Genomic DNA, 12507 nt, shown 5'->3' on the forward strand with positions numbered 1-12507 from the left:
CGGTCAGCCTTCGATCCTGGAGAAATCCGCCACCGCACGGGTTGCGGCGCGAATCTCGTTGAGCAGCTTCAGGCGGTTTTCACGCACTTTCGTGTCCTCGTCGTTGACCTTGACCTTGTCGAAGAACGCATCGACCGCGGGACGCAACTTCGCCATAGCGCTCATCGCGGCGGCAAAGTCTTCCTTCGCGACAGCGGCGGAGGCCTCGGCCTTCACCTGATCGATCGCCGCAGCCAGAGCCTTCTCTTCGTCGAGCTTGTAGAGCGCGGCGTCAGGCGCGCCGTCAAACGCACGCTTGTCCTTCTTCTCCTCGATGCTGAGGATATTGCTGGCGCGTTTTGTGCCCGCGAGCAGGTTCTTGCCGTCGTCGCTGTCGAGGAATTTGCCGAGCGCCTCGACGCGGCGAACGACGAGCAAGAGATCGTCCTGGCCGCCGAGCGAGAACACGGCGTCGACGAGATCGTGACGCGCGCCCTGATCGCGAAGCTGAACCTTCAGGCGATCGGCGAAGAAGGCGAGCAGATCGTTCGGCAACGTTTCGGCATCGGCCTTGGCCGACAGTCCGAGCAACGCGGATTTGGCCGCCTTCAGGATCGGCAGGCGCAACGTGTTCTCGACGATCAGCCTGATCGCGCCCAGTGCCGCTCGGCGCAGCGCGAACGGGTCCTTCGATCCCGTCGGCTTCTCATTGATCAACCAGAATCCCGCGAGCGTATCGAGCTTGTCAGCCAGCGCCACCGCGACACTGACCGGATCGGTCGGCACGCGATCGGTCGGCCCCTGCGGCTTCCAATGTTCCTCGCTGGCCGCGGCGACGGATGCATCCTCGCCCTGCGCCAGCGCGTAGTATTTCCCCATAAGGCCCTGCAACTCCGGGAATTCGCCGACCACTTCGGTCAGCAAATCCGCCTTGGCGAGGCGCGCGGCGCGTTTGGTCTTCTCGACATCGGCGCCGACCAAAGGCGCGATCTCGGCAGCGAGCTTCTCGATGCGCTTGATGCGCGCAGCCTGGGTGCCAAGCTTCTCGTGGAACACGATCTGCTCGAACTTCGGCAGCCGGTCCTCCAGCTTGGTCTTGAGATCCGTCTCGTAGAAGAACTTTGCGTCCGACAGCCGCGGACGGATCACGCGCTCATTGCCGGCGACAATGGTCTTGCCGCCGTCGGGCGCCTCGATGTTGGCGGTCAGCACGAACTTGTTGGTCAATTTCCCCGTCTTGGGATCCCGGACGACGAAGCACTTCTGGTTGTTGCGGATGGTGGCGCGGATCACTTCATCCGGGATCGACAAGAATTCCTTCTCGAACGATCCCATCATCACGACAGGCCATTCGACGAGACCGGAGACCTCGTCGACCAGCACCTGGTCCTCGACCAGCTCGAGGCCCTGCGCGAACGCCAGCTCCTTGGCGTCCGCGACGATGATGTCCTTGCGTGCCTGCGGATCGAGGATGACTTTCGCGGCCTTCAGCTTGGCCTCGTAATCCTCGAAGCGGCGCACCGAAATCGCGCCCGGCGCCATGAAGCGATGGCCATAGGTGGTCTGCCCGGCTTCGATGCCGTCGATCGAGAATTTCACGACATCGGGCTCCTCGGTCTCAAGACCGAAGGTCGCGATGATCGAGTGCAGCGGCCGGACCCAGGACAGCGAGCCTGATTTCGCCGAGCGTTCGCCCCAGCGCATCGACTTCGGCCAAGGGAAGGTGCGGATGATCACCGGCAGGATTTCGGCGATGACGTCGATCGCCGCGCGGCCCGGCTTCTCGATCAGAGCGATGTAGAAGTCGCCCTTGGCATCCTTCTGGATCTTGGCTTCATCCAGCGAAGTGAGACCCGTCGCCTTCAGAAAGCCCTGCACGGCCGCATCGGGGGCGCCGATCTTCGGGCCGCGACGTTCGGTCTTCAGGTCGGGCTGGCGGGCGGGAATGCCGTGCACAGTCAGCGCAAGGCGGCGCGGGGTCGCGAAGGCTTTTGCACCCTCATAGACGAGGCCCTCGGCGACGAGCTTGTCGGTCACCATGCGGCGCAGATCGTCCGCCGCCTTCGCCTGCATGCGCGCGGGGATTTCTTCGGAGAACAGTTCGAGGAGAAGATCGGGCATCAGACCGCCCTGCCCGTTTCAGTGTGGATCCAAGCCTCGCCGCAGGCCTTCGCCAGATCGCGCACGCGCCCGATATAGCTCTGCCGCTCCGTCACCGAGATGACGCCGCGAGCGTCGAGCAGGTTGAAGACATGGCTCGCCTTGATGCACTGGTCGTAGGCCGGCAAGGCCATCAGATGTTCTTTCATGTTGCTGCCGTCGCGCCAACCGGCGGCGAGATATTTGCGGCAGGCGTCTTCCGCCATCCTGAATTGCTCGAACAGCATCGCGGTGTCGGCAACTTCGAAATTGTGCCGCGAATATTCCTGCTCGGCCTGCAGGAAGACGTCGCCATAGGTCACCTTCTCGGCGCCCTCGCGCCCGTTGAAGTTGAGGTCGTAGACGCGGTCGACGCCCTGCACATACATCGCGAGCCGCTCGAGCCCGTAGGTGAGCTCGCCCGCGACCGGCGCGCATTCGACGCCGGCGACCTGCTGGAAGTAGGTGAACTGCGAGACCTCCATGCCGTCGCACCAGCATTCCCACCCCAGGCCCCAGGCGCCGAGCGTCGGGCTTTCCCAATCGTCCTCGACGAAGCGGATGTCGTGGATGGCCGAATCGATCCCGATCGCGGCCAGCGACTTCAGGTACAGTTCCTGAAGGTTCGGCGGCGACGGCTTCATGATTACCTGGAACTGGTAGTAGTGCTGGAGCCGGTTGGGGTTTTCGCCGTAGCGGCCGTCCTTGGGCCGCCGCGAGGGCTGCACATAGGCCGCGTTCCACGGCTTCGGGCCCAGCGCGCGCAGCGTGGTCGCGGGATGAAAGGTGCCGGCGCCCATTTCCATGTCGTAGGGCTGCAGGATGACGCAACCCTGCTCGGCCCAGAACCGCTGGAGAGCCAGGATGAAGCCCTGGAACGAACGTTCCGGGCGCATATGGTCAGGCAGGGCATCCATCGTTGGAATCGATCTCGCGAGGGGGTGTGAAAACGCGCGGGACCGTATCGGCGGCGGCCAATGGAATCAAGGCGATGGGGGTGACGTTCGTCATTCCGGGGCGCCTCGAAGAGGCGAACCCGGAATCTCGAGATTCTCGGTGCGCAATTGCGCACCTGAGGGTTCGATGCTGACGCATCAACCCGGAATGACGGCAGATTATCTAGCCCGGGCGATAGGCCCCGGTCACGGGGTCACGGCGCAGGGTCTTGATTTCGCTGGCACGGGTGGCCTCGGACACGCGGGACAATCGCGCCTCTTCCAGTTCCTGGTTGATCCGGACGGCCGTTTTGTATGCCCAGCGGACCACGGCCAGGCCACCCAGGACGCCTGCGAATGCAATCAGCGGCGGCATCGGTCGATCCTTGTCGTTCACGTCGGTCAGGCCCCCAATGGCAGGCATTCTCGCCCAACCGAGGCTGCGCCGCAATCGCGGTTTTGGGGCTAAATGGCGCGCTCACATCCCCGTGTTCAGAGCCCGAATCTGGCCCAAATCGCCCGTGTTTCCAGCGCCGAGATCAGATCGTCCGGCAAGCCGGCCAAGCCATCCAAAGCGGCCAGCGAACCCGCCCCCGGCGCCCGGCGGCCGAGCAGGCCGGACAGCAAGCCGCTGGCGGGCGCGATCACCGGGGTCAGTACCTTCTCGCCATAGCGGGCCCGCAAGACCGAGCGGAGATCGCCGATGCTGTCCGCAAGCCCGAGACCGATCGCGGTCTCGCCCGCCCAGTATTCGCCGGTGAACAACACGTCGTCGGCGGCCTTCAGGCGGCTGCCGCGGCTCTGCTTCACCAGGTTGATGAAGGTCGCATGGATCTCGCGCTGGATCGTCTTCAGCCGGGCGACGTCGTCGGGGTTTTCGGGAAGGAACGGATCGAGCATCGCCTTGTGGCTGCCGGCCGTGTACAGCCGCCGCTCGACGCCGATTTTCTTGATCGCCTCCTGGAAACCGAAGCTGCCGCCGACCACGCCGATTGAGCCGAGGATCGAGGACGGGTCGCAATAAATCTCATCGCCCGCGCAGGCGATCATGTAGCCGCCGGAGGCTGCAACATCCTCGGCGAACACCAGCACCGGCAGCTTCTTCTCGGCCGCCAGTTGCCGGATGCGCAGATAGATCTGGCGCGACTGCACCGGCGAGCCGCCCGGCGAATTGATCACCAGCGCCACCGCCTTGGCATTACGCGTGCCAAAGGCGCGCTCCAGCATCTTGGCAACGCCCGAGAGCGTCATGCCGGGCCGCAGCGGCGTCACCGCGCCGATCACACCCGACAGCCGCACGACGGGCACCACCGCCGTGCCGCGCCGGAAACGTGCCGGCAACATTCCCTGCACGCGTTCGAGCAGTCCCGAGCGTCCTCCGGAATGTGCTCCAGAATGGCCTTGGCGATCACTTATTTGTTCACTCATGCCGTTACCTCGAATTAACCACTTTTTATCACGCCACTGTCATTGGATTCCGTGGAACGCGTTTTGCATTTTGTCATTGGGGAAGCAACGCGCGGGCGGAGAGGAAATCATGAAGATCTATCTGCTGATTATGCTGATCGGTACGTTGCTGATGGCGATTCGCTTCACCTCGACGCCGGAACGCCAGTCGGAAACGGCTTCGCAGTGATTTAGTGCCAGTCACGCGGGCAGCTCGCCTGTCCGCTAGCGCCGCGCCAGCGGCAATTCTCCCTTTCCAGCCAAGATCTCCTGCACCCATTTATTGGGCACCCCTGACTCTTCATTGAGCAGCAGCGCGGCATGCAGTCGCGTCGGCGCCCGGCCGCCTTTGGTCGCCCGCACCAGGATTCGGATCGCAGGCCGCGCCGCCTCGCCGTGTACGGGCAGGATCTCGAGACTGCCGAAGCCGCGCTCCAGCGCAGCCAGCACTTCGGCGATCCCGTCGGCACGCCAGATCAGCGCAAGCTGCCCGTTCGACTTGAGGATCCGCCGCGCCGCGTGGACCCAGCTGGCCAGCGTGGTCGCGGTCGCGACATGGGCGCGCTGGCGTACACCGTCGGGCGAGGCGCGGTGCCTGTCGGCATCATTGAACGGCGGGTTCATCAGCACAACGTCGGCACTGTCGGGCGCAAGGCCCGCCGCATCGAAGGCTGCGGCACCGGCCTCGACATCGAGCACGATCACGTCGGCCTTGATCGCGTTGGCGGCGGCGTTATTCCGCGCCAGCTCGGCCAATCCAGGATCGATCTCGACCAGGACCAGATCGATCCCCCTCACCCGCCGCGCCACCGCGAGCCCGGCCGCACCGACCCCGGCGCCGAGATCGACGACGCGCTCACCCGAGCGCGCCGGTGTCGCCGCGGCCAGCAGGATCGCGTCATGGCCGGCGCGGTGGCCGCTGCGGGGCTGGCGCAGCCGCAATTGCCCACCGAGAAAACCGTCCTCCGTGACATCTGCGGTCGAATTACTCATCGGCCCGCAATTCATGACCAAGGCCGGCGTCGGTCAGGAGCTGGCGGGCCTCGTGGTTGTCGTCCTCATGCACCAGGATCCGCCGCGGCAGCACGCCGAGCGAGCCCTCGATGATGCTCATGTTCTGGTCCAGAACCAAATGATGGATGTTAGCGCTGTCGAGCAGCGCTCCGATGGCGGAGACCAGCACCACGTCATTGGTCCGTACCAATTCCCGCAAAATACGCTCTCCTGTCGCCCCGGCAGTGCAGCGAATGCCTCACATGTCAACAACTTCGTGGCCTTGCCGCAAACCTTCGCAGTTTCTATTGTTATCACTGAGCATAATGCGTATTCGGCAAAATTGGAGACCAGCGTGGCGGTTATTGTACCCTTCGAAAGCCCGTCCAATGCTTCGATCGACGGGCTGGTGGGACTTGTCGCCGCCGACATGGAGCGCGTCAACGCGACGATCATTTCGCGGACCGGCTCCGAAGTCACCATGATCCCCGAGGTCGCCAACCATCTGATCTCCTCCGGGGGAAAACGGCTGCGCCCGATGCTGACGCTGGCGATGGCCCAGCTCGCCGACTACAGCGGCGACGGCCATATCAAGCTCGCCGCCGCGGTCGAGTTCATGCACACCGCGACCCTGCTGCACGACGACGTGGTCGACGAGAGCGAGCTGCGCCGCGGCAAATTGTCCGCGCGGATGCTGTGGGGCAACGAGGCCAGCGTGCTGGTCGGCGACTTCCTGCTCGGCCAGGCCTTCCGGATGATGGTCGAGGTCGGCTCGCTGCGCGCGCTCGACATCCTCTCCGCGGCCGCCGCCACCATCGCCGAGGGCGAGGTGATGCAGCTCGCCGCCGCCAAGAACACCGCGACCACCGAGGACGAATATCTCGCCGTGATCCGCGGCAAGACCGCGGAGCTGTTCGCCGCCGCCTGCGAGGTCGGTCCCGTGATCGCCAACCGGCCGAAGGCCGAGCAGACCGCCTGCCGCTCGGTCGGCATGAATCTCGGCATCGCCTTCCAGCTCGTCGACGACGTGCTCGACTATGGCGGCAAATCCGCCAAGCTCGGCAAGAATGTCGGCGACGATTTCCGCGAAGGCAAGATCACGCTGCCGGTGGTGCTCGCCTTCCGCAGGGGCAACGACACGGAGCGCCAGTTCTGGATCCGCGCGCTCGAGCGCGGCGAGATCGGATCGGCCGATCTCGACCACGCGATCGGACTGATGACCAAGCACCGCGCGCTGGAAGACACCATCAGCCGCGCCCAGCATTACGGCGCAATGGCCGTCGACGCGCTGGCGCTGTTCCCGTCGTCACCGATGAAGACGGCGCTGGAACAGGTGGTCGCGTTCTGCCTGGCAAGATCGCACTAAACTCGCCACACCAACTGTGTCGTCCCTGCGCCCGCGAGGCGGGCACGGATCAGCGCGCCACGCTCGCCAGCACGCGGTCGACCATCTCGGGCGCAAGGCCGAGATAGTTTCGCGGCGAGGTCAGGTGCTCGATCGTCGCGCGGTCGATGCGCGAGGAAATCCGCGGATCGGCCGCGAGCGCGTCCGCAAGCGAGATGTGCTGCTCGTTGGCGCGACGGCAGGCGTCGTAGACGACGTCGTGCGCGTCCTGGCGCCCGAGCTGCGGCGCGAGACCCATCATCACCGCTTCCGCCACGATCAGGCCGCGGCTGATGTCGAGATTGGTCGCCATCCGCGCCTCGTCGACGATCAGGCCGCCGAGCGCGAACTTGGCCTGATGCAGGGCGCCGGCGGTCAGCACGAAGCTCTCCGGGATCGCCATCCATTCGGCGTGCCAGGGTCCGGTCGCCCGCTCGAAATCCTGGATCGTCGCGTCGAGCATCAGGCCGGCGTGCTGGCGCACGCCCTTGGCGGCCGCCAGCATCAGCTCCGACGAGATCGGATTGCGTTTCTGCGGCATGGTGGAGGACGCGCCGCGGCCCTTCACGAACGGCTCATAGAGTTCGGCGAATTCGGTCGAGGCCATGATCATGATGTCGAGCGCGATCTTGCCGAGCGAGCCGGTCACCAGCGCAAAGAAGTTCACGACTTCGGCGAGCCCGTCGCGCGCCACATGCCAGGTAGACACCGGCACGCCGAGGCCGAGCTCTTCGCAGAGCGCCTGCTGAACCTCGAGACCTTTGTCGCCCAGCGACGCCAGCGTGCCGGCGGCACCGGCGAACTGGCCGACCAGCACGCGTGGCTTCAATTGCGCGAGCCGTTCGGCGTGGCGATCGAACATCGCAAGCCAGATCGCGCATTTGTAGCCGAAGGTGACCGGCAGCGCTTGTTGCAGATGGGTGCGGCCGGCCATCGGCGTATCGCGATGCCGCTTCGAGAGATCCGCGAGGATCTTGCGCAGCTCCGAGATGTCCTGCTCGATGATCTCAAGGCCGGCGCGGACCTGCAGGATCACGGCGCTGTCCATGATGTCCTGCGTGGTCGCGCCCCAATGCACATAGCGGCCGGCTTCGCCGCATTGCTTTGCCATCTGATGCACCAGTGGCAGGATCGGGTAGCCGACGATGTCGGTTTCCTGGCGCAGCAGATCGAAATCGAGCGCCGCGACGTCGGTCCGCCTTGCGATCTCATCGGCTGCATCCGAAGGAATGACGCCGCAGCGCGCCTCCGCCCTGGCGAGCGCGATCTCGACCTCGGCGTAGCGGGAGATCAGCGAATAGTCCGAGAAGATCTCGCGCATGACCGGCGTGCCGAAGGCGTCACGAAACAGAATCGAGTCGAGAACCGTCGTGGCGGTCGGAACGGTGGCGCGCATGGAAACCTCCCAAGATGACGGCCGGCATTTTTTATGTCCGGACATAATCCTTTTATTTCATGTCAGGCGCTATCTGGATCAGACGGGCAACATCGTCGAAATATCCGCGACCGTGCACCCGGCCGACCGCTTCACCTTTTCGATGCGGCTGCGCCGCGACCGCTCTGCGTGAGCGCGGCGGCCCCTCCTCCACAGGCACCCAGCCGTAGGATGGATAGAGCGAAGCGAAACCCATCAACCCGTATCCGCGGCACGATGATGGGTATCGCTGCGCTCCACCCATCCGATTCGCCTCTCCCCCGTCATTCCGGGGCGCCGCAAAGCGGCGAACCCGGAATCCATTGCTCCACTTGCTCCGCGGCCTAATGGATTCCGGTCTCTCGCTTCGCGAGCCCCGGAATGACGAGCAAGGGGGACGCGCATCAAACGAGGTAGGAAACGCCTACTCCTCCACCGGCACCCAGATCTCCAGCCCGCCATTGCCGGTGTTCTTGTCGAATTTCTCGTCGTAGCGCTCGAAGTTCGGCGCGTCTGCGACCTTCATGCCGGATTGCGGCAGCCACCTGTTCCAGATCGTGTTGACGGTGCGGCGGATGGTCGAGATGTGGTCCGCATGGGTGAACACCACATATTTCTGCGCCGGAATCCGGACGCACGCGAACTCGCGCGGCAGGTCGGAGAAATCGGCGACCTCGACACCGGCGATGTAGTCGAAATTGCCGGCGTCATCGCCATTGCAGCAGACCCCGTAGACGACCCGGCCGACCTGACGCGGAATATGCGCGCATTGCTGGTGGAAACCATGCCACTGGTTCGGAATGCCGGCCGTGCTGTCATTGGCGTGGTTGTAGCGCTCGCCGACACCGGCAACGAGAAACGCCTTACCGGTCGCGATGCGTGGCGGATCGATGTGGTCGAGAGCGGTCGAGATCATGGTGATCGGCTCCTGCAGCTTGAGCTTGGTCAGGCACGTGGTCGCGCGCACGGCTTCGGGCGTGACGCCGAAATGGTCGCGGAACGCGCGGGTGAACGCTTCGTGGGAGCCGTAATCCGCATCCAGCGCCAGCGTGAGGATATCGGGCGCACCGGCCGCGAGCTCGCGCGCGGCCTCGCTGAGACGGCGCGCCCGCACGTAGCGCATCACCGAGAACCCGGTCGCCTCCGCGAACGCCCGCACCAGATGGAAGCGCGAGACGCCGGCAACGGCCGCGATGTCGTCGAGCGTCAGCGACCTGCGGAGGTGACTTTCGATGTACCAGAGCGCCTTCTGGGCTGGATTCATGGACGACAGCTTTCCTGCAAAGCGCGGGCATCATGCATGGTTGCGGCCTGCGGCGCTTGACAATCCTTGCTGCACAGCCGCGAAACCCTGGTTCCGCTCAGCGAAATTTTAGCCCAAAGCCGTCGCTGGCAACAATGATGCAATCGTGCATACTCGCAGTTGCATCGATCCGACGGCTCATCAAGCAGCCCAAAATCAAGACTGCACGAGCCGCGGCCAGCATGTCAGGGAGGACAATGATGCACCACCAACGCTTGAGCTATGCCAACCGCGTCAAGTCGGCGGCGCTTGCGGGGCTGTTGACGATCGCCGTCGCAACCGCCGCCAGCGCGCAGAAGAAATACGATCCGGGCGCTACCGACACCGAGATCAAGGTCGGCAACATCATGCCCTATTCCGGCCCGGCGTCCGCCTACGCCACGATCGGCAAGACGGAAGCGGCCTATTTCAACAAGCTCAACAGCGAAGGCGGCATCAACGGCCGCAAGGTCAATTTCATCTCCTATGACGACGCCTACTCGCCGCCGAAGATGGTCGAGCAGGCCCGCAAGCTGGTCGAGAGCGACGAGGTGCTGTTGATCTTCAATCCGCTGGGCACGCCGGGCAACACGGCGATCCAGAAATACATGAATGCCAAGAAGGTGCCGCAGCTGTTCGTCTCCACCGGCGCCGCCAAGTGGAACGATGCGAAGAATTTTCCGTGGACCATGGGCTGGCAGCCGAGCTACCAGGTCGAGGCGCGCATCTATGCCAAATACATCCTGGACAAATATCCCGGCAAGACCATCGGCGTGCTCTACCAGAACGACGATTTCGGCAAGGACTATCTGATCGGCCTGCATGAGGGGCTCGGCGACGCGGCGAAGAAACTGATCGTCGTCGAATCCTCCTACGAGACCTCGTCGCCGACGGTGGATTCGCAGATCGTGCAGATCAAGGGCGCCAACCCCGACATCTTCGTCAACATCGCGACGCCGAAATTCGCGGCGCAGGCGATCAAGAAGGCCGCCGAGCTGGACTGGCATCCGGTGCAGTTCCTGACCAACGTCTCGGTCTCGATCGGCGGCGTGATGAAGCCGGCCGGCTACGAGGCGAGTCAGGGCATCCTGTCCACGCAGTATCTCAAGGATCCCAAGGACCCCGAGTGGAAGAACGATCCCGCCATGGTCGAGTGGCGCAGCTTCATGACCAAATGGTATCCCGAAGGCGATCAGGACGACGCCTCGACCGTGTTCGGCTACGGTGTCGCCAAGGGGCTCGAGCAGGTGCTGCGGCAATGCGGCGACAATCTCACCCGCGAGAACCTGATGAAGCAGGCAGCCAGCCTCAATTTCGAGATCGGCATCTATCTGCCCGGCACCAAGATCAAGACCGGGCCGGACGACTATGCGCCGATCGAGCAGTTGCAGATGATGCGCTTCAAGGGCGAGAGCTGGGAGCGGTTCGGCCCCGTGATGAGCGGCGAGAAGAGCTCTTAGAGCATGATCCGGAAAAGTGGAAACCGGTTTTCCGAAAAGATCATGCTCAAACAAAGAGTTGAGATCATGATGCGATTCCGTGGAAGCGCATCATGATCTGAAGGCCCACCGCCACAACTTTGGGCTTCATGATGCCCGGCACCGCGCCGGGCATCCACGTCTTCGACACGATTCACGCGCAAGATTTTCGCAAGGAAGATTTGCGATGGCCGGAACCCGGCCGATCAGCCCGGCGCCGCACTGAGGCCGGAGTGTCCGGCCATCGCGACCCAAAGGCACATCCTGCGATCGGAAGGACAACAACAATGAAAATCACCGACGTCCGCGCCCACCATATCCGTATTCCCTATGACGCAGGCCCCGCAAGCTTCCGCCAGGGCGCGTCCGCGATCTCCGCGCTCGACATGGTGCTGGTCGAGGTGTCGACCGATGCCGGCCTGACCGGCTGGGGCGATGCCTTCGCCTATGTCTGTCCGAAGACCAGCTGCACGGCGGTCGCCGAGATGATCGCGCCGCAGGCCCGCGGCCTCGAGGTGCCCGATGCCGCCCAGATTCCTGCCGCGATGGAGCAGATCCAGCGCAATCTGCATCTGTTCGGCCGCTACGGCATCACGATGTTTGCGATCTCTGCGCTCGACATCGCGCTGTGGGATCTCGCCGGCAAGGTGAAGGGCGTGCCGCTGCATCAATTGATCGGCGGCGCCAAGCGCAGCACGATCCCGGCCTATGCGAGCCTGATGCGGATCGGCAATCCGACCCATATCGCCGCCGAATGCAAGAAGGCGATCAAGCTCGGTTACTCCGCGATCAAGCTGCACGAGAGCACCGTGCCCGCGGTGTCAGCCGCGCGCGAGGCGATCGGCCCCGGCGTGCCGCTGATGGTCGACATGAACTGCCCGCTGGATGGGCCGGCGGCGATCCAGTTCGCGCGCGACTGCAAACAGGCCGCGCCGCTGTTTCTGGAGGAGCCGGTCTGGCCGCCGGAAGATTTTGCCACGCTCGCCGAGGTGCGCAGAGAAGGCCGGCTCGATATCGCGGCCGGCGAGAACGCCTGCACCGTGCATCAATTCCGCCAGATGATGACCGCGGGCGCGGTCAGTCATGCGCAGCCGTCGGTGATCAAGGTCGGCGGCGTCACCGAATTCCTGCGCGTCGCCGTGCTCGCCGACGAGTTCGGCGTCCAGGTGATTCCGCACTCGCCCTATTTCGGGCCGGGCTTCCTCGCCACGCTGCATCTGATGGCGATCCGTGACTCGGGCCTGATCGAGGTGTTCTTCATGAAGCGCCCCGCCTGCCTGTGGGGCGACCGCATCGCTGTCGACGCCAGCGGCCATGTCGCCGTGCCGCAGGGCTCCGGGCTCGGCTATGAGCCGGATCGCCACGTGATGGAGACATATCGGGTGGCGTGACGAGTGCACGGCTCTTTCCGCCGTCATTGCGAGGAGCGAAGCGACGAAGCAATCCACGGCTCGGCA

At 64.3% G+C, this 12507-nt stretch carries 12 protein-coding genes; 4 read left to right on the top strand and 8 right to left on the bottom strand.

Annotated features, from left to right (window positions below; genetic code table 11):
• Positions 1 to 3 precede the first annotated feature (3 nt).
• The 6 genes from glyS to ACVMB0_RS35240 form a co-directional block, all read right to left on the bottom strand.
• Complete coding sequence (gene glyS / locus ACVMB0_RS35215) at positions 4 to 2100, bottom strand: glycine--tRNA ligase subunit beta (protein ID WP_461349134.1); 2097 nt, start codon at positions 2098 to 2100, stop codon at positions 4 to 6.
• Complete coding sequence (locus ACVMB0_RS35220) at positions 2100 to 3035, bottom strand: glycine--tRNA ligase subunit alpha (protein ID WP_461349135.1); 936 nt, start codon at positions 3033 to 3035, stop codon at positions 2100 to 2102. Before ACVMB0_RS35220 ends, glyS begins: the two co-directional genes overlap by 1 nt.
• 202 nt (positions 3036 to 3237) lie before the next feature.
• Positions 3238 to 3429: a hypothetical protein gene (locus tag ACVMB0_RS35225; RefSeq protein ID WP_456756472.1), complete on the bottom strand. Its 192-nt coding sequence runs from the start codon at positions 3427 to 3429 to the stop codon at positions 3238 to 3240.
• 116 nt (positions 3430 to 3545) lie between these two features.
• A complete protein-coding gene (locus ACVMB0_RS35230; protein WP_461349136.1) occupies positions 3546 to 4481 on the bottom strand; it encodes a S49 family peptidase in 936 nt (311 codons plus the stop codon).
• A gap of 243 nt (positions 4482 to 4724) precedes the next feature.
• Positions 4725 to 5492 (bottom strand): tRNA1(Val) (adenine(37)-N6)-methyltransferase, encoded by a 768-nt coding sequence (locus ACVMB0_RS35235; RefSeq protein WP_456753274.1) that lies wholly within the window; start codon positions 5490 to 5492, stop codon positions 4725 to 4727.
• A complete protein-coding gene (locus tag ACVMB0_RS35240; RefSeq protein ID WP_456753273.1) occupies positions 5485 to 5712 on the bottom strand; it encodes a putative signal transducing protein in 228 nt (75 codons plus the stop codon). The genes ACVMB0_RS35235 and ACVMB0_RS35240 overlap by 8 nt, the downstream gene beginning before the upstream one ends.
• A 135-nt stretch (positions 5713 to 5847) precedes the next feature.
• Between ACVMB0_RS35240 and ACVMB0_RS35245 the strand changes: the two genes are divergently transcribed.
• Positions 5848 to 6858: a polyprenyl synthetase family protein gene (locus ACVMB0_RS35245; RefSeq protein ID WP_461349137.1), complete on the top strand. Its 1011-nt coding sequence runs from the start codon at positions 5848 to 5850 to the stop codon at positions 6856 to 6858.
• Positions 6859 to 6907: 49 nt separating this feature from the next.
• Here the strand turns inward: ACVMB0_RS35245 and ACVMB0_RS35250 are convergent, their stop codons facing one another.
• The gene (locus tag ACVMB0_RS35250; RefSeq protein ID WP_456753271.1) at positions 6908 to 8272 is read right to left on the bottom strand and encodes a class-II fumarase/aspartase family protein; all 1365 of its coding nucleotides are present in this window, start codon (positions 8270 to 8272) and stop codon (positions 6908 to 6910) included.
• Here ACVMB0_RS35250 and ACVMB0_RS35255 point away from each other — a divergent pair.
• Complete coding sequence (locus ACVMB0_RS35255) at positions 8271 to 8444, top strand: hypothetical protein (protein WP_456753270.1); 174 nt, start codon at positions 8271 to 8273, stop codon at positions 8442 to 8444. The two genes, ACVMB0_RS35250 and ACVMB0_RS35255, sit on opposite strands and share 2 nt — an antisense overlap.
• A 270-nt stretch (positions 8445 to 8714) precedes the next feature.
• Here ACVMB0_RS35255 and ACVMB0_RS35260 read toward each other — a convergent pair whose 3' ends face one another.
• Positions 8715 to 9554, bottom strand: coding sequence for an AraC family transcriptional regulator (locus ACVMB0_RS35260; protein WP_456753269.1), 840 nt, complete (start codon positions 9552 to 9554; stop codon positions 8715 to 8717).
• Positions 9555 to 9790: 236 nt separating this feature from the next.
• On the opposite strand from ACVMB0_RS35260, the gene ACVMB0_RS35265 reads away from it, so the two are divergent.
• Entirely contained in the window at positions 9791 to 11032 is a 1242-nt protein-coding gene (locus ACVMB0_RS35265) for an ABC transporter substrate-binding protein (RefSeq protein ID WP_456753268.1), read from the top strand.
• Between the two features lie 305 nt (positions 11033 to 11337).
• A complete protein-coding gene (locus ACVMB0_RS35270; RefSeq protein WP_456753267.1) occupies positions 11338 to 12441 on the top strand; it encodes a mandelate racemase/muconate lactonizing enzyme family protein in 1104 nt (367 codons plus the stop codon).
• Positions 12442 to 12507: the final 66 nt, after the last annotated feature.

The sequence above is a fragment of the Bradyrhizobium sp. USDA 4451 genome, assembly GCF_054822585.1.